Below are 19,664 nucleotides of genomic sequence, written 5' to 3'. Positions count from 1 at the left end.
TAACCCAATTTTGTGGAGGAAGGATGCCGACACCAGCGCAGCAGGGTTTCGAAGCGGGGATTATGCGAGAGGAACCGGCCCATCCGTTTCTCCGGCGCTCGTCCATGGAGCGGGAGTACCTGGCTGGCTTTAAGCGTGGCCAAGAACGACGCGCTTGGCTCGACGCACGGGGTCAACAACGCGTGCAAATAGTGGTTGAGCAGTGCGCGCCCGGCGACTGGCACTGGGCTGTACTGGTCGAAAAGTGCCTGTACGCGGAGGGATCGGAAAAAACCGAACTGGCGGCATCCCAGGCGTGCGAGGACGCCAACATGGCTCGGGTCAGCGGCTGAAGGCCGCTCCGCTGTTTAAAGGCGTTGGGAGTAGGCCGGTGGCCATTGCCTGCAGCGCAACGGCGACAAGCCGCGACCGGCGGTCATGTTCATACGGTCGTGGCAGCGCGCGTCTCCAGCGCGAGGCGGTCCCACCATCCTTCGTATTTTTCTTCGGGCCAGCCATCGGGCGAGTCCGCATCGGCCGAGCCGCCGTGGGACGAATACCAGTCGGCGTACAACCAGCCTTCACGGTAACGCGCGCTGGACTCTGCCGGAACCGGCACCTTGGGGGTGTAGTTGCTCAGCATGTCTGTCTCCTGCTCTATTGGGATTTGTGGCGTAGCGTGCGCACCACCCGCCACGCTAAGGGATCGGTTAAGGTGAGGAACGCCTGCGCCATACCGCTTAGGGGCACGAGCACCAGGCCCATCGGCCGCACTATTCGGCAAAGCATGTCTTCCAGCGTGTCGGGCTGGCCTTGCCACCGCAAGAGCAGAGCTTCCAGCCCAGCAGCGAGCAGGAGGAAGAGCAGACTCAGGACGGCCTGGGTCACTATGATTCGGTTCGATACACGCACTTTCATGATCCTCCAAGTGGGGGCGAGTCGTGGCCGCTATAATCGATTAGGCGGGTTCAGGGGCGTCCCAAAACCATGCGTCCGGATAGGTGTTGTTCCGATCGAGTTCGGCCGCCACAGCCTCGAATTGGTCCATGTGTTGGCTGCAGAATTGTTCCAGTTCCGCCAGACTGTGGAAAGCCGGCGAGGCGGTCAAGCCGTGCTGGCCTGCTGCGGGGTTTGCCGGGTCGCCCAGGTTGAACAGGGACCTGGATGGTGCGCCGGGGCCGCCGGCGCCGACGTCTTCGATCACACTGCAGTCGAGCAGCGACATCACTTCGATTATTGACGGATAGTTTGCAAGTGGTTTTTTAGTCAACATGGACTTTTCTCCTATAGCGTTCGATATCATACAGGGGCAATGCGCCAGCGGCCGCGTTGCACCGGCAGGAAGTCCCCCGACTTCTGCAAGACGTTGCGAACGCGCGCCTGCCACGAACGGTTCACCATCGACGGCCGGCGCGGCTCGATCGCGCAGTAGATCTCGTCCAGGTTGGCTTCACCGCCCAGCATCTGTAGCGCGAAGCGCGTGACGGTGCGCCAAGTCTGGCCTTGGCCCGAGCTCTCGGCAACCCTTCGGCAATCCTTTTGCAGTTGCGCGATCTCGGCGGCCTCGCCGTACAGGAAGAAGCCGACCAAGCGCCGCGTGCGCTCCTTGGTGAACGCCGCCCAGACGATGGGTAGCTTCAGGCGAGGGAATAGGTTGCGTGGAAGGAGGTTTTGCTCGATCGACCAGCGCTCATGCATTCGGTTGACCGATGTCGACGTTTGCAGCACGTAGGCCGGCAGGATAAACCCGGCGGAACCTCCTTCCGTGAAATAACAATCAATGCGGATATTATCCACTAATGGTACTATAGGCCACCTCGAATAACCCGTTTTTGATGATGTGAGGTGGAGCGCAAGCCGGCCACGACGAATTTCGGCGGTTGTATCAGTCGAGCCAGCGGTGTGAAGGAAATGGCGTGACATGGCGATCTGCAGGCGGTTCAGAGCGCCGTGGGCCGCTCAGAACGGTGCCAGCCCGCCTTCCTTCAGAAACACCAAGCGTTTGAGGTTGTAGCTCGCCGCCTTGAGCTGCAAAGCGAAGGTGACGCGGACGATGCCTATGCAGCGCACCAGTTTGCCGCCCATTTGTGCCAACGCGCCGAAGACGTGTTCGACACGGGCACGCGGCGTGGCGATGCGGCGGTTGCGCTTCTTTTGTGCCGCGGAGATGCCCTTGGTGGCACTGCCCTTGCGTTGGATGTTGACGCGCCAGCCGGCTTGCCTCAACGTCGCTTCTCGTTCATTGGTGGGGTAGCCCCGGTCGGCAAAGACGGCGCGGCTGGTGTTGGTGCGGTCGAGCAGTGACTCGAATACCGTGGTGTCGGCCACGGCGGCGTGCGTGACCTCTATTTTGCGCAGCAGCTTGTAACGCTTGTCCACGCTGGCGTGCAGCTTGTAGCCAAAGTAGCTCTTACCGTGCTTCTTCGTCCAGCGGGCATCGACATCCTTCTGCGCGCGCTTGTGCGGCTTCCAGGCCAGCGGCATGGTGCCTTCTTTGACGGTGTCGGCTTCCTCGCGCTTATTGCGCTGGACCGGTGCCTGTACCAATGAGGCATCAATGATTTGGCCGCAGCGAGCCATATAGCCATGCTTGTGTAGCTGTTGTTGAACTTGTTCGAATACGAGACTACCCGCGCCGGCTTGGGCCAGGCGGTCACGAAACAGCCAGATGGTCTTGGCATCGGGAATGCTGCTGCTTTCGGTGAGGTCCAAAAATTGCAGGAAACTGCGGCGGTCGAGCAACTGATATTCGAGCGCGTCGTCAGCCAGGTTGTAGAGCTGCTGGAGCACCAGGATCTTCACCATCAGCAGCGTTGAATATGGCGGGCGGCCGCCTTTGGCGCGTGACGGGCGCGGTGCAGCGGCGTCGATACTGGCGGCCAGCGCCTCGAAATCCACGTGTTTGGTTAAACCGACCAGCGGATCACCGATCTTTGAGCGCAGATCTTCGCGCTCATGTTCTGCAAACAGGCTGATCCGAGGCTTCATCATCGCGGGTACTCGCTGGACGTGGTGGATGGCAGAATATTACCGAGGCGGGCCAGCGAACGGTAGGTTTTTAGAGGTCGCCTTACGGGAAGACGGAGCTGGCGAGCTTTGCCCCGTACGCTCCGTATATGGCGCGTCAACGGGGGCGTAGAATTCCTCCCAATCCGATTCCGCTGGCCTGCTAACACCCTTGATTTGCTTTTGCGGCTTGGCTATTGTATCTGGCCCTGACCAGATAGCGACCAGACACCGTTATTGTTGATGCGGGCGGCGATTGCGCTAACTAGCAGGCTCCGTCCAACCCGAAAGGACAAATAAAATGGCTTACGGCATCACACATTTCTTTCCTGGTGGCACGAAGGAACAATACGAGGGGTCAATTGCGGCTGTGCATCCGAGCAGAGAGAGAGTTTGCCGAAAGGCCAGAATTTCCACGCGGCTGGTCCATCGACCGGCGGTTGGATGATCGTCGCTATTCACGACACCAAGGAGAGTTGGGAACAGTTCCACGATGAAATCTTGATGCCGAAATTGAAGCTTGGTCTCAATGGTGGGTTCGCCACGCCACCACAAGAAACGGGGTTTGAGGTCCATTCCTTAAAGCCTTGATTCATAGGCTGGGCCAGGAGCGCAACAGAAGAATTAATCAAGTCACTTGGCGGTACTTCGCCTGTGAACACTGGCGAGTATCATCTGCAAAGCGCCAGTTACCCTATACCCGTACACGTACGTCCGTAATCCAGCCTGGCTGCCACGCAATTGCTTTGGGTTGAGAAATGTCAATTTCCGGCTCATCGTAGCTGCTACCTTGACTACTTGACTTGGAGCGAGGCATGGACAGTTCAATCCCAATAAAGTTTGACGGCGAGGTTCTGTTGCACCGTGCGACAGTGTGCGCAGTGGAAGCGGGCCTTACGGCAACACATGGGCAGTTCTTTGCCCGTGCTTTCTTGCAAGACCACAGCATTGCCCTCGAGCGACTGGCCAGGCGACTGGTGCACGGGCGCAGTGTGGCACAAGTTGCGTTAGACTTGCACACCCTTAGCAAGCAGCCTTGGCGCCCATAGGCGGCCACAGATGCCCGTAAAGTTCAGAGTGTTCACCCTGTGTTAGCGTCGTTCAAACTTCTATTCTGTATTCATGCAGGTTACACAAACGGTAGTCGAGATCCATAGGGTATCTTTTACACAGGTACACCTATGGTCTAGAATAAATCTGCACACTGACGTTTAAGGGGTAATGATGGCAATCTCACCTGGCCAGAACGTATCCGCCGAACATTTACGCGCGGCAGCCAGGGGTGAGGAACGCCTGATGAGTTGGATACATGACGGCACTCTGCTCCTCGTTGACAAGGTCGAAGCAGCGTGGAGTGTCAACCGCCAAACTGTCGATGCCGCGCGCGAAGAAGGTGAAATTTTCTCCGTTTGGGTGAGGGATCAGCACTGGTATCCAGCTGAAGCGCTAAAGTTCAAACGCGAGGATCTCGCAGCCATTAACCGCAAGCTGGGCGAAATTGATCCGTCCAGCAAACTGCTATTCCTGTTACACAAACACGGTGCGGTGGGCGGCATGACGCCACTCGACGCTGTTGCGAACCGGAAGTTAGGAGACCTACTTCGCCTTGCCGCAGAATGGGGGCGCGCTTGAGTTCCGCCTTGGATTTTGTGAAAGCACGCCGTTTAGGCATCCTGCGGATGCTTGACATCAAGGGTACTTACTGCTGCTGGGATGCCCCTATACAATTCATGCTTCCACAAACGCCGCAGCCGCCGACATGCCACAGGCATCCGCACGATTGGCACGCGGACCGCCGGCACACTCGGGGACGCAACCGCTCTGATATTGCCAGGCAACTTGCCCATTCGGTTCACCGGTGACGCCGTCAACGACCTAGATGGTCGGCGAATCCCAGGGCAAGGGATCACGCCCGACATCCCAGTATCGCCGACGTTGTATGACCTACTCCATGACCTAGACCCGATGTTGGGGGCTGCGCGTGCACTTGCCAAATGATTCTGGTGCCGAGGCATCGACGGCGGACGACGCGCGTCCGTGTAGTTCACGTGCCGACGAGATGCACGCGTCAGGGAAGGGAAGCTCACGGATTTTGCTTGTCGTACGCCAAAGTCACTGCAGTTGCGCCATAAAAGGCACTGCGGGGATTCCCAACGTATTTGGATGGATTTGCGGGAAGCAGCCAAGTAGCGACAATCAAAAATCGTCCCGCTGTGCCCGGCTCAAGATTTACACGATCTCTTGCAGCTTTTAAAGCAGAAAGAACTCGCTCGTCAGGCTCGCCTTGCAATCGCTGGGCGCCCCCCAAAAGTAAGGCGGCCGTGTAGGGCGCACGACGCATGAGATCGGCCATGCAGTCGGCGAGCGTGGAATTGTCTATAGCATTGATAGGTCTACACCCGCCGGCGGTGCGCCCGAACTGTTCCCCAAGATGCTCTAGCCCATCCGCATGCATCAGTCTCGCGGCATCTTCAACGACCATATGCATCCCACCAGTCTCTAATATGGGCGCCAATTCCCCGAAGAATTGAGCGGACTCGTCATTTGAGCGCACCTGAACAAAGACGCCGGAACTCAAGCCCATTTCGAGCGGGCCAGGAAACAGCAATTGGTTAGCTAACTGACGTGCGCTCAGCGCGAGGGAATCTATCATTTGTTGGCGAAATCAATGGTATATGAGGAGGGTCGTGGTAGTGGTCGCAGCATGCGCCAGTATTTGGCCTATTCCAAGTTGGGCTTTCCGGGCGACTCATGTTGAATAAATATAGTAGCTAAAGGTGCCATTTGGGGCGCAGAGTCCGCAAAGGAAGGCGGCTCGTCATCCTTCCATAAATGCGGCTGCCGCCGCGACGACCAAATCATTCTCTCCCGCCTCAAGTGCTTCAATGGGCGTTTTGCCACCTAAGGACAGACGAGGGGTGGTAAAAAATTGCCACTTGCTCGCGCCAGGGAGACGATCTAAGCGCGAGCTCACCGCCTCCAACAATACGCGATTGAGGCGCGTCGATGCATAAAATGCGGGATAGAGTTTTCCGTTGATCCCCTCCAGGGAAAAGATACGGCAGGTCGCTTCCGCATCAAGGACAGCTTGGGGAGTTACACCCAGTTGCTCGGCCATCCGAACGAGCTCGACTAGCTGTCCGGAAGCGGCCAATTCGACAATACGTTTGCGCTCCTTTACTGCGAACTCTGCAAGAAGCCGCTTGTTTGATTCCCGGATTGGTTCCATAGTTTCTGTCGATGAAGACTTTTCTGTGAGGCCGGCATATAGCGCAAATTATGGCATGATCCAGCTCGAAAAACAGGCAATGAGCCAGCGCACTTCATAGTTTTGGCAACCCTATCTAAAGTGTTGGCGCTGACTGAATTTTGACTCATGGTTACAGTCGACAGGCCCGCGCAGCGCAGTAGGTAAAGCGGTCTCGGCTCGAAACGCGTGCAAACCGGAGTCGATTAAAAAGCAATTACGGGCCATTGTCGGGGAGATTCGGCAGCTTCGACGCCAGGTGAAGGAATTTGTCATCCGGCGCGATGGCCGGCGTCGATATTACTTGTTGTGACTCAATTTCTTCCTGCCTCGACGCGGCCACCTCGGTTTGCGCCACTTGCGCAGCCGTGTGCCGGGTGCGCATGCGCCGGGCAACCTTTTCCATGGCGTCGCACACGGCCCCGCTGTTGAAGGGTTTGAAAATGAAGCCGGCGGCCCCGCGCGCCAGCGCGGTCTCGATTGTCGCTGCATCCTTGCTGGCAGTGACCATCAGGATTTCCGTTCGTGGTGCCCGCTGCTTGATCTGCTGCAATAGGTCGAGACCGTCGCAACCCGGCATCACCACGTCCAGGCACACCATATCGGCCCGGACCGGCGCCAAACGCTCCAGCGCCGCTCGCGCGTCGGCCGCCTCCCCGATCACCTGGAAACCACGGTCCTTCAAGATCATGCGCAGTACCGCGCGCGTCACTTCGTTGTCGTCAACGATGAAAACGCGCAGATCGCTAAATGTCTCCATTTCCCCTCCCGTCCCAGCCCCGACATGTTCAACTTGACAGCGCGGGGGCATCAACCAGTGCCAGAACGGCCGCGAAATCGAGCCGCGCCATGGCCGCCTCAATGGCCGCCCCCGTTTCTACCGTCACCATCCGCCCCAACGGCGCCCGCAACTGCTCGTACAACGAGCATGCGGCCAGGTCTTGATCGACCAGTAGACCCCTCCACCGCACCAACCCGGCCAAGACGTCCCCCACGGCCCCCTGTCCATCGTCGCCGGCTTCCGGCCGATGCTGTGCCAGCCACACTTGCGCCGCGTCGACCGCCACCCGTAACGCCTGCTCAGCCTGCTCAAGTAGCAGCGGCCAGCGTTGCTGCTGATCGCCACGCAAGGCCTCCTCCAGTGCCGACGCGGCCTGCGCGAAGCGGGCGGTGCCGAGCGTACCCAACGCGCCGCGCATCGTATGCAGGCGATGCGCGGCATCGGCCACTCCGCCTTGCTCCACAGCCTGCCGCACAGCCAGGAAATCGGCCGGGGCCTGCGCCATCGTCCTGGCCACCATCGCGTGGAACTGGCGGCGCGCGGCGCCATCGTTTTCACTGTAGGCCCAGATCTCGGTCACATCGAAGTCCGGCCCATCGCCCATTTGCTCCACCATAGCCGCTAGCACCACAGGCGCCGCCGCATCGGGCGTCACCTGCAGGTAGTGCCCAACTAGCGCCAGCATGTGATCCCGGTTAATGGGCTTGGCGATGAAATCGTCCATGCCGGCCACCCGACAATGTTCGCGCTCGGACAACATGACGCCGGCGGACATTGCCAGTATGGGTAGACGCAACCCCAGCACCTGGCGGATCACGCGGGTGGCCTCGAAACCGTCCATGACCGGCATTTGCACATCCATCAGTACCAGATCGTATTGGCCTGCATCGGCACGCAACCGGTCCAGCGCCTGCTGGCCATTTTCAGCCACATCGATCCGCGCCCCCGTGTACTCAAGCACGCCCCGCGCCACCAACTGGTTCAGCGGATGGTCTTCCACCAGCAACAGGCGCTTGCCGGCGAAACGGCCGCGCCAGGCGTCAGCCGCGTCCCCGTTCCGCGCCGCCTCGGGCACCTGGACGTCACCATGCAAGAGCCGCTCCAGGCCCGCCATCAAGCTCGTTGCCGTCACCGGCTTGAACAACAGCTTGGCATCGGTCCAACGCTCACCCGCCTGCCCGCCGGCCATCACGACGACCGGAATCCCCTGCGCCAAGAGCAGCGCATGTAGAAGCACGCCGTCGCCCGCATCGCCATCGTCACAACGACCGTCGAGCAAGACGCCGTCGAAGCGCTCGTGCGCGGCCAGCCGCGCCTTGACGCTGCGCACGGCCTGTTCCATGTCCTGCCGCGCCTCGACCTGCCAGCCCCGACTGGCCAAGGTTCGGCACAGGTAGTCGCGGTTGGCACCGGCCGGCGCCACCACCAAGAACGTCCGCGCCGCAGCCGCCGGCGCGACCGCCACCGGCTCGGCGCCAACTGTCAACGGCACGGTTACACTGAACACGCTGCCCTCGCCCGACTGGCTCTGCACATCGATCGTGCCCCCCATCAGCAGCACCAACCGGCGGCAAATCGCCAGTCCCAGGCCTGTGCCGCCGAAGCGCCGGGTCATGGAGGCGTCGCCCTGTGAGAAGGCCATGAACAGGCGCGCCTGGTGCGCGCTGTCCATGCCGATGCCGGTGTCTCGCACTTGTAGACGCAGGCTGCAGAGGTCGTCGTGCCGTTCCACCAGCTCGACCAGAACCGACACGCCACCCCGCTCCGTGAATTTGATCGCGTTGCCCGCCAGGTTGATCAGCACCTGCCGCAAGCGCAGCGCATCGCCCACCAACGCGTCGGGCACATCCGGGCCCACCGTGATCTCCAGTTCCAGCGCGCGTTCGGCGGCGTTCGCTTTCATTATGCCGGCCAGCGCATCCAATACCTCGCTGAGTCGGAACGGCGCCGGTTCCAGCTCCATGCACCCGGCTTCGATCTTGGAGAAATCGAGGATGTCGTTCAGGATCGCCAACAGCGACTGGCCCGCCCCCCGTATCATGTCCAGAAACTCACGCTGCCGCGACGACAAATCCGTATCGGCCATCAACTGTGCCATGCCCAGCACCGCATTCATTGGCGTGCGGATCTCATGGCTCATATTGGCCAGGAATTCGCTCTTGGCCAGGTTGGCCGATTCCGCCGCCATCTGCGCTTCGCGCATGGCGCGCTCGCTGCGCTTTTGCGGCGAGATATCCTCGACGATGGACCAGATGCAGTCGCGCCCCTGCAGCTTGACGGTCACGCCGTTCAGGCGGATCGGCACGCGCGCTCCGCTTTTCTGGAGATATTCCTTCTCGTACGGCCCATAGCGACCCGTCCGCTGCAGCGATTCAAGTTGGCGCTGTTCGGCGTCCGCGTACTCGGGCGGGGTCAGGGTCCAATAGTCGAGCGCACGCAACTCTTCGTCGGAATAGCCGCAAATGGCACGGAACGCATCGTTAAATTCCACGTACTTGCCTTCCGCGTCCGTCAGCGCGATCCCCAGCGGCGACATTTCAAACAAGCCTCGCAGCATTTCCTCGCTCTCACGCAAGCGTTGCTCCTGTTCGCGCATCGCCTGCTCGGTCTGACGTCGCGCGGAAATGTCCATGGCGATGCCCAAAAAACCGTCAATCTCACCCACCTCGTTGCGCAGGGCCGTGACCGACAACAGGACCGGGAAGCGGCTGCCATCCTTGCGCACATAGGTCCACTCACGCTCCTCCAGGCCGCTGCGCCGCGCCTTGGCCACAAACACCTCGAATCCTGGCGCCACATCCACCCCGAGTTCGGCGCTCAGTTCAGGCGCGCGCGCCGCCACCTCCGCCGGGTCATGGATCACGGCCGGCGTCAATCTGCCCAACATGTCCTCGCTGCTGTAACCAAGCATACGTTGGCCGGCCGCGTTGATCGACAACACCACCCCCTGCAGATCGGTCGCGATCACGCTCAGGTTGGCGCCGTTCAAGATGGCCGTCTGCAAGCGCGCCAGTCGCCCGATCTGGCGCTCGGCCGCGACCCGGGCGCTGGTGTCGATCACGGTGGCGACCGTCAACTCGCCCTCGCGCAGGCGCAGCGCGTTGCACCTGATCTCGGCCGGGAAGCTGCTGCCGTCGGCGCGCACGGCCAGTTGCCCGCGCCCGTCGTTGCCGGCCGCCACCAACGCCGGCAGCAGGCGGCCAACCTCACAGCCCCGCAGTTGTTCCGGGGCATAGCCAAAGGCGCGCGCGGCCGCCTGATTCGATTGCTGCACCCGGCCGTCCTGATCAAACACCAGCATGGAATCGCCGCCCTCGTCGAACACGCCGCGCATGAACTCGGCGGCGCGCTCCTGTTCGCTGGTGTCGCGGATGATCGCGCCATACATGCCCCCGCTCGTCGAACTCCAGTGCGACAGCGACAGCGTGACGGGGAAGCGCTTGCCGCTGGCGTGCACGGCGACCAGATGGCTGAGTTCACCCATCAGCTCCTCGCCAGCCACGGCACGCGCCTTCAGGCCATACAACGTCCTGCGGTCGCTTGGCTGGAACAGATGTTGAAACGGCACGCTTCGGATGACGTCGGCCGACCGGCCGAACATCAGCTCGGCGGCCGGATTGGCCATCAGCACCGCGCCGCTTTGATCGAGCATCAGGATGGCCTCGCCGGCGCTGCGCACGAGCGCGTTCAGCCGCGACTCGGCCTCCTGGAACGCCTGTTGGCTGCGCTGCGCCTGGTCTTGCGCGCGCCGCTGGGTCATGGCCATGGTGCGCACCAGCGCGAACAGTGATAGGCCCACCAACATGCCCGCCAGCAGCAGCACGCTGGACTTCTGGATCCCGGCCGCCGCAACGAACGCCGGCGCGGCCGTCACCCGCACCGTCCATCGATGCTGGCCCACTGTCAGCGCCAGCGTGCGTTGCAGGCCGGCTTGCCGGCGAGTGTCCACCACGCCGCGCGCAAACATGCGCTGCGCCGGCGCCGTGCCCGCACCGTCGAACACTTCAACCCCGATATCGCGCCGCAGCGGCGCCATCGTCGCCGCCATGAAATCGTCGATCAGGAAAGGGCTGTAGACATAGCCCGTCAGCGCCAAGCGCCGCGCCGTGACCGTCTCGACGGCCGCGCCGACACGATAGACGGGCAAGTAGATCAGAAACCCGCTGCGCGAGCCGTTCGCGCCGGATTGCAACAGCGTCACGACGGCCGACATGGCCGGCTGGCCCGAATCGCGGGCCAGCGTCATGGCGGCATGCCTGGTCGGCTCAGTCTGCATGTCGTAGCCCAGCACCACTCGGTTGCCCGCGTCCAGCGGTTCAAGGTAGACAACGCTCGTGTATTCCGGTCGCGGGCCAGAAGGGTGCACCGTATAGTCGGGCAAGCCTTCGGCTCGCACTTCGGCTTGATGGCGAGCGAGGCCATCGGGGGGCAGCCGCAGCGCCAGGCCCACCCCCTGCACGCCCGGCAAGCCCCGCTTCAGGTCGAGCGCGCCGACATAGTTGCGCCAATCGGCGCGCGCAACGGTGCCTCGCACCTCGAGCAGGCCGACCGCGCCCTTTAGCACCAATTGATAATCGGCTACACGCGTGGCCAGGGTGGCACGCACGAGTTCCGCCCGCGCCTCGAACTGATCGCGCAACTGATGCTCGGCGCCCAGCGTGGCTAGATGCCAGGTCAGCATGGAAGCGGCCATCGCCAGCAGCAACCCCAGCCAGGACCAGCCCATCTGCCGCCACCAACCGCGCCAAGTCGCCGCGCCATGCTGCTCGCCCAAGTCGGCCGCTAGCACCAGGCCGACGACGCCGAACAAGATCAGCAACATGTCCAACTGGATCAGGGCGTCGTTCAGTTCACCCATACTGAACATGCCACGGCCCTGGGCGACAGCCGCTACCGCCACCGCCGTGATGACCGCGTTGACCAGGGTCACGCCGCGCAAGCCGCAAGTAATGGCTGAGTACGCCAATGGCACGGTCAGCAGGAAAAGCCAAGGCCGCGCATCTTGCGCCGTGCCGGCGGGCCACGCGAACAGCAGCCAAGCCAAGCCACCGGCCGTCGCCAGCGCGAACGGCAAGCGGCCCAACGCCCGCGCGGCCAGCGCGGCGCCCGGGGCCGGGGCCGGACGCAACCACGCCAGTAGCAGTGGCGTAACGAGCAACAGGCCGGCGCCATCGCCCAGCCACCAAGTCAAGCTCACCGTGCCCAGCAGAGAGGCAGGCACCAGGCCGCCGGCCAGCAGGCAGGCTGTGCCGATCGCTGCACCGAGCGCCGCCATCGCCAGCGCCGCCAGCGACAGCTTGACGGCGCGCGCCATGCCGGCGAACCAGTCGCCGCCGATCCAGCGCCGCATGCAGAAAAGCAAGCCCAACGCCTCGAGCGTATTGCCCGCCGCGATGCCCAACGACACGGCCAACACCGGCACGCCGCCGATACCCTGCGCTAGGAAGCCGCTCAAGTTAGCGGCGAACGCGCCAAGCGTGATGGCGGGCCAATAACGCCCTCCCAGCAGCGACAAGCCGGCCACGGCGATGCCAGCCGGCGGCCAGATGGGCGAGGCATTGCTGCCTGGAAACGCCAGCAGCAGGCTCCAGCGGGCCGCACAGAAATACACGATGGCAAACACGAGCAGCCGGCCCAGCGCCGGCACGCGCCATGTCGAGTCTGTATTCACGTAGCTCCCTTTCTAGGGCAACAAGACCGCGCCGCCGGGCGTGCGGGCGCGATGGGATCAGTTCTGGACCATTGTAAGGTATACGCGCGCCCTTGCCGCGCAGAGACGCCACTGCCGTGACCTGAAGAGCAAACCGGCGCGATGGACGGCGGTTGGCACTGTTCGATGTCGCCAAAATGATGCAATATGCTGTCGTGCCCGTTCGCTTGCCACCGCCGCCCACCCATGACCCTCCCGCCCGCCCCCCTGCCGTTCGCGTCCGGCGACCATACACCGATGCCGCGGCTGCTCATCGTGGATGACCAGCCGATCAACATCCACGCCATGCATCAGATCTTCGCGGGCAACTACCAGGTCTTCATGGCCACCAGCGGTCGCCAGGCCATCGAATTTTGCCGGCTTTCCCCGCCAGACCTGGTGCTGATGGACGTGATGATGCCGGACATGGATGGACTGGAAGCGTGCCGCCAGTTGAAGCAGATGGCGGCCACACGCGACATCCCCGTCATTTTTGTCACGACCGGCGACAAGCCGGAGCATGAGAACGCCTGCTGGGAGGCGGGCGGCGTCGATTTCGTCGCCAAGCCCGTGAATCCGCTCACCTTGCGCAATCGGGTGCGGGTCCACTTGACACTGAAACTGCAGTCCGACCGGCTGCGCGAGATGGCGTTCGTGGATGGCCTGACCGGGGTGGCCAACCGGCGCTATTTCGACGAACGGCTGGCCAGGGAATGGCGCCACGATGCGCGCCACCTCCAGCCACTGTCGCTGGTGATGGTGGACGTGGACTTTTTCAAGCGCTACAACGACCAGTATGGGCACCTGGCCGGTGATGATTGCCTGCGGCGCATCGCCGGCGCCCTGAAATTGGCGCTGAACCGCCCATATGACCTGGTCGCGCGCTATGGCGGCGAGGAATTCGTCTGCTTGCTGCCGGCAACGACGCTTGACGGCGCGCTGAACATTGCCCAAGCGCTAGGCCAGGCCGTCGCCACCCTGGGCCTCGAACATGCCGGTTCGGAACTGGGCGGCCATGTCACGATCAGCCTCGGTGTGGCCAGCACCGTCCCCCAGCACGAGCTACCGCCCGAAACGCTGATCCAATGCGCCGATAAACAACTCTACTTGGCCAAAAACAGCGGCCGCGCGCGGGCCTGCGGTACCACGTTGTCGACGCCGGCTAACACGGGACCATGACGCTGGAAAAGGGTTGGCCGTTTGCATGGCCAGCCCCAGTGCCCGCGTTAATCGCCAGTCAGAACTTGCTTGACGAACTCATCCCAATGCTGCACGGATTCACGCAGTAGCCTGAACCGGGTGCCACTACCGAAAATACCAACGACGGCCTTGCCGAACTGCGTGCCGCGTTTGAAAATCGCTTGGGCAAGGAACCCGCTAACTGGACTTCTACATTCCATCTACGGCAAGTGGAAACTCAGAGACATGGTTATCGCAGTGATAGCCGCAATGCCGACCTATATCGGTCACTCTCGACACATCAATTCGGGAACAGCGCCTCCTGCATCAAGTGGTGCTGCGTTCGGCCATGGCTTGGTCGTAGGCGCTGTTGATCTCCTTCGTCTTGCGCTCGCAGAGTTCTCCAAGTTCGGGGCCGAGAGCGGCCACCCGAACGATCACCTTATTGAGCGCCATTCTCCACGCTTGGCCAGGCAGCAAACAGCGCGCGATGGACAGAAAATCCGCATCTGGCTGGGTGGTGAGGCTGATGTGCCGTGTGAGGTTGAGGGCGAAGGGCAGACAGGTCAAGGACTCGAAGATGAGTGCGGCGAAGTGCAGCACCCACACACACATACATCTACGACATGCGTCGGACTACCCCTAGAACGAGGAAGAGCGCTGTGTTGGGCTGTCGTAGAGGGGCATGGCACCTTCTGAGGCCGGCCAAGGCCATCAAAGCTCGGTCACTAGGTCCGGCCCGAAATACCAATAAAATTCTTCAGAAACTTGACTTTTTTTTTGTACCGGAAGTACGCTTCGTGATCGGTGGGCACCGCATGAATGCTGCTTGAGAATGACCGCGCCGGTAGGCTTGAAAAGGCCGACCTGGTTCGAGCGGCATATGAGAAGCGAATGCAGCACACCCATTGTGGCCAATTGGGATGGCTTCGAACGACGTCCATAATCAGAATGCCAAGTCAGACAACGAGAACGGCGACTGCGCATCACGGAAACGCGCGGTGGCAGCGGCGGCAGTGGGGGCGCGACTCGAAGTACGGCAACCGCGTATACGCCAACCAGAGGGGCATTGTGACCTCACCCCAAGCCAACGGCTGTTTCATGTGGTCGTTGCTGATAGTGGATCATGGTTGTGCGGACGTGCTGGTGGCGTATCGCGGATGCAGGTAGTGACGGAAGTGAACGACGGTGACAGGCCGGCGCCCAAGCGCCGATTGAGGCCAGATGAACAGAAATGACACGTGCTGGCAGCTCGTTGGGTGCCGGCCCACATCGTTTGATCCGTGACGGACGCTATCGCCGTGGTCACGGCACCACTAGGGAAGATACCATGCAAGACGCCCGACAGCTGGAGGCAGGCCGACCGGCCAAGTATGCAGCCATTCACATATCAATCCGCGACATCGCGTGCGCCCCGGCGCTGGGGCAAACTGCCGCCGTCATGGAGGCGATGTCGAAGCAGTTGTGCGAGGATGGCATGCCCCCCCCGGTGCAGAGCTACGGTCTGCTCGCTAACGTGGACGTGCAGCTCGCGCCCCAGGTGGCATAAAGTGGAGGCGCCCTACACGTCGTTGGCAATAAGTCTGGCGCACCACTATTCCGGTGCGGTCCTGTTGTGCGATTTGAAGTCGAACGCACATCGCCACAAAGCCAACGCGCTGGCCCCTTTCCTCCGGCCCGGCGCGCCAGACAGTTACGGTGGCCTGCTGCTGCGCACGAAGTATGTCAACAGTCCAGCCATCTACCGGCGCCTCTTGGCGAAGTGGACTTGGATTGTGTCGACCAAGGCCATCCGGCGTGGCTGGCCTGATGGCCGGACGCCGGGCGAGAGTGCAGTGGACATCGCCAAGATTGCTTCGCTCTCGCTCAACCGTTGGCTCAACAGCCCATGCCAAGTTTGCACCAAGCGCCAGCATCAGCAGGTCCTGGGCACTCCCAACATGTCGGGCAAGGTGTGCGCGCTTTGCAATGGTACGGGGAAGGCGCCCTTGCGCTGCCATGCCGGCATCAGGCAATATGTGCTGGACATGATCAAGGAACTGGCCGAGGACGAGCGCCGATGCGTGATCCGCGCCAGCATGAGGCTGGGCCGTGTCGCCCGTTCATAGCGGTGGTGCACCTTGCGGAAGGGCGATGAAATTGAGCCGACGAACTAACTATAGCGTCGCAGAGAAAGTTTCTCTGGCCCTGCTGACACGCGCGGCGTTCGGAGTCGATGCAGGGTTGCGCACTGCCATCCGAATGGGTTTGCCGCCAAGGTTGGTTGCATCAATCTTTGCCCGGCACCTTATCGACACGCGCATCGACATCGCGGGCGCAGCTGGTGGCATTGAGCGTCGACGCAAGCGACGGTTCACCGAGCCTGACTAACCTGATGTCTTGTCCCCGCGAAACCATCAGTATGCTCAGCATTGACGGGCTGTTGCCGACCACACGTTCTCTGTGCGACATGGGCCGCTCTTGGCGGGCCGGACCGAGGTGAAATTCGGATTTCTAATCCTGAGCTGAGCAAAGCTTTCCTTCGGTTGAGGCAAGTTCGGCGTAGACGGCAATATCTGATACTTGCTGATTGACGTCGACGCCCCCTTGGACATCCCCGGTCTTACTCATTGGGGGGCGCCTGTTCTCACGCAACATCCAGTCCAAATATTGACGCCAAGGTGTGATGCCGATACTGCGCCCGCTCGTCGGAAAAATTGTTGCGCAGATTTTTGTGGTGCGTGGCGCCCGGCCGCTAGCCGACATCATCGGCGACACGATCGCGCCCTTCTCGCTTCGCACGATAGAGCTGGCCATCGGCGCGTGCGATGGTACTGGCCAGCTTTTCGCTCGCCCCCCGCCACATCGTCAGTCCGACACTGATTCGGACCTCAATGGCGAGTCCTTCGACCTGCACCGGCCCGGCTCGCACTACTTGGCACAACCGCTCGGCGGCAGCGAGCGCATCGGCCGCACTGGTCTGAGGCAACAGGGCAATGAACTCCTCGCCACCGTAGCGCGCCAGCAGATCGCTATCGCGCAACGCGGTCTGCGCGCGATCAGCAATCTCTTGCAGTACCGCGTCGCCCGTCAGATGACCAAAACTGTCATTAATGCTTTTGAAGTGGTCGATATCAAACATTAGTAGTGCCATGCACTGCGGCGCGTCTGCATCCCTCGCATGCGCCAGATAGTGGACCTGAGCTTTGTCAAAGAAAGCGCGGCGATTGAACAGCCCTGTGAGCAGATCGTGGGCGGCTTCGCGACGCAACATCTGCTCCAGTCGAACCTGCGCGGTAATATCCTGAAACAACCAGACGCGCCCGTTATCTGCGCTGTCTAGGATAGGGTGGGTGTCGACTTTCCAGACCTGATCGTCAAGTTCCCAATCTACCTCAACCTTGGCATCGAATTCATGCCGCAGAACCTCATAGGCCGCATCGAGTTGCGCCGCGTTCGCGCAGCGCGCTCGCGTCAATCGCATTGCTTCGGCTAGCATATCCAGATCCACCGCGCCGTCCATCAGCCGCAGCAGCCGCGCTGCGGCAAGGTTCACCTTAGCATGGGCGCCATGTCCAGCCACCACTACGATGCCATGCGGCACACTATTGAAGATGTGATCAAACTGCGCATCCGATTCCTGCCCTTGCATTCTCAGGTGACGCTCTTCCAGCAAGCGCGCAAATAGCGGCCGCAATAGAAGGGCCGGATGATTCGCCTGCGCTTCAAAGGCGGCTGCGTGGCTGGCGTGCGCATCATCCCACAACAACAGCACGCCTCCAATCGCCCGCTCGCCCCAGTCTGCACAATCCAGATACACCGCCGCCGCCGGTACGAACGGCAGGCCTATCTTCACCAAGCTAGGCAGGTCGCCAAGGGGAATGCGATACCAGCCGGCCGCCTTCTGCTGGAAAGCCCAGCGCCACGCTATGGTGCGCCGCAAGCCTAACGGAGGCTCGCTGCGAAACGGCACCATCGTCCCCGGTGTCCGCTGCACCATAGCCGCTGTCATAGCGGCCTGTGTCAGTTGGCGGGCCAGAGTGAGGAGGGCCACCAGGGCCTTGGAGTGCAGATCGACGGTCATGAGGCGCGCTCAGTCCGCCAATAGATGACGTTGCACACTAGTCGCTACTATTGCTGGCTGGGTCAGATGGGGCAGGTGACCTTCCAACTCTAGGATCTCCGATACGCTGTGGGGCAACTGGACGCGCAACCAATCAGCTACGGCGAGCGGCACCGCGACATCCTTGCGGCTGTGGATGAGATGGACTGGCGTGGTCACACGCGGTACCAAGTCGCGGTGATCGCTCTGGAAAATCATGCGCAAAATGTCGAGCGCAATGTCGGGCCGCATCTTGAACAGGGTCGTACTGAAACGCGCCAGTACGTGTCGGTCGTCCACGCCCATCACCATGGGAACGAAGCCGGCTGCCCAGCTTTGGTAATTGGTCTTCATAGCGGCATACAGCGCATCTAGGTCGAGCTGTTCAAAGCCGCCAGCATACCCCGTCGCGGCATCGTTCAGGTAGCGCGGAGAGGGCTGTAAAAGCACCAAGCGGGCGAACAACTCAGGCCGAGCGGCGGCAGCGATCATGCCGATCATACCGCTAACCGAATGGCCGACATAACTGACCTCGCGCAATCTCAGTTCATCGATCAGCGCCAGCAAGTCATCGGCGTATCCAAACAAAGTGCCATGCAGCTCTGCATCATAGCTACTGACGCCAGCGTCACCACAACCGGCTAGGCTATATGACAACACGCGAAAGTGGGGATCTAAGGTAGGACGGATGTAGTCCCAAGACGTTTGATCCGAACCAAACCCGTGACTCAGCACCAGCACGCGGTCCCCGACGCCACTCCAAGAAGCCTGAAGACGTTTGGCGATACTCATGTGCTATGAATTCCTATCAAGTTTTTCATTTAAAAACTGTTGCTTGGAGTCCTTTCCTATTTTGGACTAATTGTATGTAGTTTCCCAGCGCAAATTGCATCGAATGCACGACAGATAGCCAATTGTTTTGTTCAGGACATTCTCGCGTGGCTATCATAACCAGCAGTAAAGGTTTGCGCAGCACTGATGACGCACCAAGGGATGGTTTGAAGATGCTTCTGTATCTGTACTTGCGCAACTCTATGCCTTCGTCCGCGCGCTGACGCTCCCGATTGATGAACCGGTCGAGGCTTTCGATAAGCCAAGCGGCAAACACGCGCACGCACGGATCCTCGTCGCCGGACCAGGTCAGTATCTCCTGGCGCTTGCGTTCGAACGCCTCTTGTTAGAGTGCGTAATGTTGGACAAAACTTAGATTTTTTGGGGGCGCCTTGCCATCGCTGGCCTCTTTGCTGCGTACCACTTCATAATTCTCTGCACCGGCACCGCGCCGGCGCGATCCAACGCCCGCGCAAGGACATCGCCGATCTTCGATCGCCGCGATGCGGCGGCCGTTGGCTATGCCAAGAACGCTCCTTGAAATGATGTGGAACAACGACCGCATACAACCGATGTGACAACCAGCGTTAGATAAAGTCTGAGCTATTACAGCTCATCCACGGCAATGGCAACCTTCCTTTTTTGGTGGCGTCGAGATCGCACAACTCGTCCTATTGCCCGCGGGCGAGCAAGAACGCGATAATCTCCACAATAGGCCACGTCCACACCAGCATTAGAATCACGATCAGCCCGCGCCTGCCTTCTGCCTCCAGGGTTTTCTTGCAGTGTTTTGACAAGCCTCCGTAGTTCTTGTGTCAATTTCGGTAGCATTGAGTCCTTTTCGTCTCGATCATACGCTGCCTAGCCTAGT

General features: G+C 61.0%; 20 protein-coding genes. 6 read left to right on the top strand and 14 right to left on the bottom strand.

Going from position 1 to position 19,664, the window contains the following annotated elements; translation table 11 throughout:
* Positions 1-23: 23 nt before the first annotated feature.
* Positions 24-332, top strand: coding sequence for a hypothetical protein (locus tag GTP90_RS01495; protein WP_161081793.1), 309 nt, complete (start codon positions 24-26; stop codon positions 330-332).
* An 89-nt stretch (positions 333-421) separates the two neighbouring features.
* Here GTP90_RS01495 and GTP90_RS01490 read toward each other — a convergent pair whose 3' ends face one another.
* From GTP90_RS01490 to GTP90_RS01470, 5 genes are read right to left on the bottom strand one after another with little or no spacing between them, the layout of a single operon-like run.
* Complete coding sequence (locus GTP90_RS01490) at positions 422-622, bottom strand: hypothetical protein (RefSeq protein ID WP_161081792.1); 201 nt, start codon at positions 620-622, stop codon at positions 422-424.
* Positions 623-636: 14 nt separating this feature from the next.
* Entirely contained in the window at positions 637-897 is a 261-nt protein-coding gene (locus GTP90_RS01485; RefSeq protein WP_161081791.1) for a hypothetical protein, read from the bottom strand.
* Positions 898-937: 40 nt separating this feature from the next.
* On the bottom strand, positions 938-1,252 hold the full coding sequence (locus tag GTP90_RS01480) for a hypothetical protein (protein ID WP_161081790.1): 315 nt from the start codon (positions 1,250-1,252) through the stop codon (positions 938-940).
* A 26-nt stretch (positions 1,253-1,278) separates the two neighbouring features.
* Positions 1,279-1,902: a hypothetical protein gene (locus GTP90_RS01475; protein WP_161081789.1), complete on the bottom strand. Its 624-nt coding sequence runs from the start codon at positions 1,900-1,902 to the stop codon at positions 1,279-1,281.
* Between the two features lie 36 nt (positions 1,903-1,938).
* Positions 1,939-2,967 (bottom strand): IS5 family transposase, encoded by a 1,029-nt coding sequence (locus tag GTP90_RS01470; RefSeq protein WP_161082099.1) that lies wholly within the window; start codon positions 2,965-2,967, stop codon positions 1,939-1,941.
* A gap of 411 nt (positions 2,968-3,378) precedes the next feature.
* On the opposite strand from GTP90_RS01470, the gene GTP90_RS01465 reads away from it, so the two are divergent.
* Together GTP90_RS01465 and GTP90_RS01460 are read left to right on the top strand one after the other, a co-directional pair.
* Complete coding sequence (locus GTP90_RS01465) at positions 3,379-3,576, top strand: hypothetical protein (protein ID WP_217431925.1); 198 nt, start codon at positions 3,379-3,381, stop codon at positions 3,574-3,576.
* Positions 3,577-4,206: 630 nt separating this feature from the next.
* Positions 4,207-4,617 carry a hypothetical protein gene (locus GTP90_RS01460; protein ID WP_161081788.1) on the top strand — a complete coding sequence of 137 codons (411 nt, stop codon included), beginning with the start codon at positions 4,207-4,209 and terminating at the stop codon, positions 4,615-4,617.
* Positions 4,618-5,068: 451 nt separating this feature from the next.
* Here the strand turns inward: GTP90_RS01460 and GTP90_RS01450 are convergent, their stop codons facing one another.
* The 4 genes from GTP90_RS01450 to GTP90_RS01435 all read right to left on the bottom strand — a co-directional run bounded on the left by GTP90_RS01450 (position 5,069) and on the right by GTP90_RS01435 (position 12,684).
* A complete protein-coding gene (locus GTP90_RS01450; protein ID WP_161081786.1) occupies positions 5,069-5,638 on the bottom strand; it encodes a hypothetical protein in 570 nt (189 codons plus the stop codon).
* 165 nt (positions 5,639-5,803) lie between these two features.
* Complete coding sequence (locus GTP90_RS01445) at positions 5,804-6,214, bottom strand: hypothetical protein (RefSeq protein WP_161081785.1); 411 nt, start codon at positions 6,212-6,214, stop codon at positions 5,804-5,806.
* A 235-nt stretch (positions 6,215-6,449) separates the two neighbouring features.
* Entirely contained in the window at positions 6,450-6,992 is a 543-nt protein-coding gene (locus GTP90_RS01440) for a response regulator transcription factor (protein WP_161081784.1), read from the bottom strand.
* A gap of 28 nt (positions 6,993-7,020) precedes the next feature.
* Positions 7,021-12,684, bottom strand: coding sequence for a PAS domain S-box protein (locus GTP90_RS01435; protein ID WP_161081783.1), 5,664 nt, complete (start codon positions 12,682-12,684; stop codon positions 7,021-7,023).
* Between the two features lie 225 nt (positions 12,685-12,909).
* Between GTP90_RS01435 and GTP90_RS01430 the strand changes: the two genes are divergently transcribed.
* On the top strand, positions 12,910-13,881 hold the full coding sequence (locus tag GTP90_RS01430) for a diguanylate cyclase (RefSeq protein WP_161081782.1): 972 nt from the start codon (positions 12,910-12,912) through the stop codon (positions 13,879-13,881).
* Between the two features lie 327 nt (positions 13,882-14,208).
* Here the strand turns inward: GTP90_RS01430 and GTP90_RS01425 are convergent, their stop codons facing one another.
* Positions 14,209-14,490: a hypothetical protein gene (locus tag GTP90_RS01425; RefSeq protein WP_161081781.1), complete on the bottom strand. Its 282-nt coding sequence runs from the start codon at positions 14,488-14,490 to the stop codon at positions 14,209-14,211.
* 721 nt (positions 14,491-15,211) lie between these two features.
* On the opposite strand from GTP90_RS01425, the gene GTP90_RS01420 reads away from it, so the two are divergent.
* Positions 15,212-15,430: a hypothetical protein gene (locus tag GTP90_RS01420; protein ID WP_161081780.1), complete on the top strand. Its 219-nt coding sequence runs from the start codon at positions 15,212-15,214 to the stop codon at positions 15,428-15,430.
* A gap of 1 nt (position 15,431) precedes the next feature.
* Positions 15,432-15,989 carry a hypothetical protein gene (locus GTP90_RS01415; RefSeq protein WP_161081779.1) on the top strand — a complete coding sequence of 186 codons (558 nt, stop codon included), beginning with the start codon at positions 15,432-15,434 and terminating at the stop codon, positions 15,987-15,989.
* Positions 15,990-16,149: 160 nt separating this feature from the next.
* Here GTP90_RS01415 and GTP90_RS01410 read toward each other — a convergent pair whose 3' ends face one another.
* The 4 genes from GTP90_RS01410 to GTP90_RS01395 form a co-directional block, all read right to left on the bottom strand.
* Positions 16,150-16,332, bottom strand: a complete 183-nt coding sequence (locus GTP90_RS01410; RefSeq protein ID WP_161081778.1) for a hypothetical protein — start codon at positions 16,330-16,332, stop codon at positions 16,150-16,152.
* A gap of 283 nt (positions 16,333-16,615) precedes the next feature.
* Positions 16,616-17,944 carry a GGDEF domain-containing protein gene (locus tag GTP90_RS01405; RefSeq protein WP_161081777.1) on the bottom strand — a complete coding sequence of 443 codons (1,329 nt, stop codon included), beginning with the start codon at positions 17,942-17,944 and terminating at the stop codon, positions 16,616-16,618.
* A 9-nt stretch (positions 17,945-17,953) separates the two neighbouring features.
* The gene (locus tag GTP90_RS01400) at positions 17,954-18,754 is read right to left on the bottom strand and encodes an alpha/beta fold hydrolase (RefSeq protein ID WP_161081776.1); all 801 of its coding nucleotides are present in this window, start codon (positions 18,752-18,754) and stop codon (positions 17,954-17,956) included.
* Between the two features lie 25 nt (positions 18,755-18,779).
* Positions 18,780-19,076: a hypothetical protein gene (locus tag GTP90_RS01395; protein ID WP_161081775.1), complete on the bottom strand. Its 297-nt coding sequence runs from the start codon at positions 19,074-19,076 to the stop codon at positions 18,780-18,782.
* Between the last annotated feature and the right edge of the window lie 588 nt (positions 19,077-19,664).

It is taken from the genome of Duganella vulcania (assembly GCF_009857655.1).
Taxonomy (GTDB): domain Bacteria; phylum Pseudomonadota; class Gammaproteobacteria; order Burkholderiales; family Burkholderiaceae_D; genus Rugamonas; species Rugamonas vulcania.
The sequence above is the reverse complement of the archived record's forward strand: the minus strand, read 5'-3'. Positions and strand labels throughout refer to the sequence as shown.

Bases quoted from the DNA above. Each gene is read 5' to 3' on its own strand.
- GTP90_RS01485 (WP_161081791.1), bottom strand. From the start codon at position 897: ATGAAAGTGCGTGTATCGAACCGAATCATAGTGACCCAGGCCGTCCTG.
- GTP90_RS01405 (WP_161081777.1), bottom strand. From the start codon at position 17,944: ATGACCGTCGATCTGCACTCCAAGGCCCTGGTGGCCCTCCTCACTCTG.
- GTP90_RS01410 (WP_161081778.1), bottom strand. From the start codon at position 16,332: ATGTCGCACAGAGAACGTGTGGTCGGCAACAGCCCGTCAATGCTGAGC.
- GTP90_RS01470 (WP_161082099.1), bottom strand. From the start codon at position 2,967: ATGAAGCCTCGGATCAGCCTGTTTGCAGAACATGAGCGCGAAGATCTG.
- GTP90_RS01490 (WP_161081792.1), bottom strand. From the start codon at position 622: ATGCTGAGCAACTACACCCCCAAGGTGCCGGTTCCGGCAGAGTCCAGC.
- GTP90_RS01495 (WP_161081793.1), top strand. From the start codon at position 24: ATGCCGACACCAGCGCAGCAGGGTTTCGAAGCGGGGATTATGCGAGAG.
- GTP90_RS01480 (WP_161081790.1), bottom strand. From the start codon at position 1,252: ATGTTGACTAAAAAACCACTTGCAAACTATCCGTCAATAATCGAAGTG.
- GTP90_RS01475 (WP_161081789.1), bottom strand. From the start codon at position 1,902: ATGTCACGCCATTTCCTTCACACCGCTGGCTCGACTGATACAACCGCC.
- GTP90_RS01445 (WP_161081785.1), bottom strand. From the start codon at position 6,214: ATGGAACCAATCCGGGAATCAAACAAGCGGCTTCTTGCAGAGTTCGCA.
- GTP90_RS01450 (WP_161081786.1), bottom strand. From the start codon at position 5,638: ATGATAGATTCCCTCGCGCTGAGCGCACGTCAGTTAGCTAACCAATTG.
- GTP90_RS01420 (WP_161081780.1), top strand. From the start codon at position 15,212: ATGCAAGACGCCCGACAGCTGGAGGCAGGCCGACCGGCCAAGTATGCA.
- GTP90_RS01460 (WP_161081788.1), top strand. From the start codon at position 4,207: ATGATGGCAATCTCACCTGGCCAGAACGTATCCGCCGAACATTTACGC.
- GTP90_RS01440 (WP_161081784.1), bottom strand. From the start codon at position 6,992: ATGGAGACATTTAGCGATCTGCGCGTTTTCATCGTTGACGACAACGAA.
- GTP90_RS01400 (WP_161081776.1), bottom strand. From the start codon at position 18,754: ATGAGTATCGCCAAACGTCTTCAGGCTTCTTGGAGTGGCGTCGGGGAC.
- GTP90_RS01430 (WP_161081782.1), top strand. From the start codon at position 12,910: ATGACCCTCCCGCCCGCCCCCCTGCCGTTCGCGTCCGGCGACCATACA.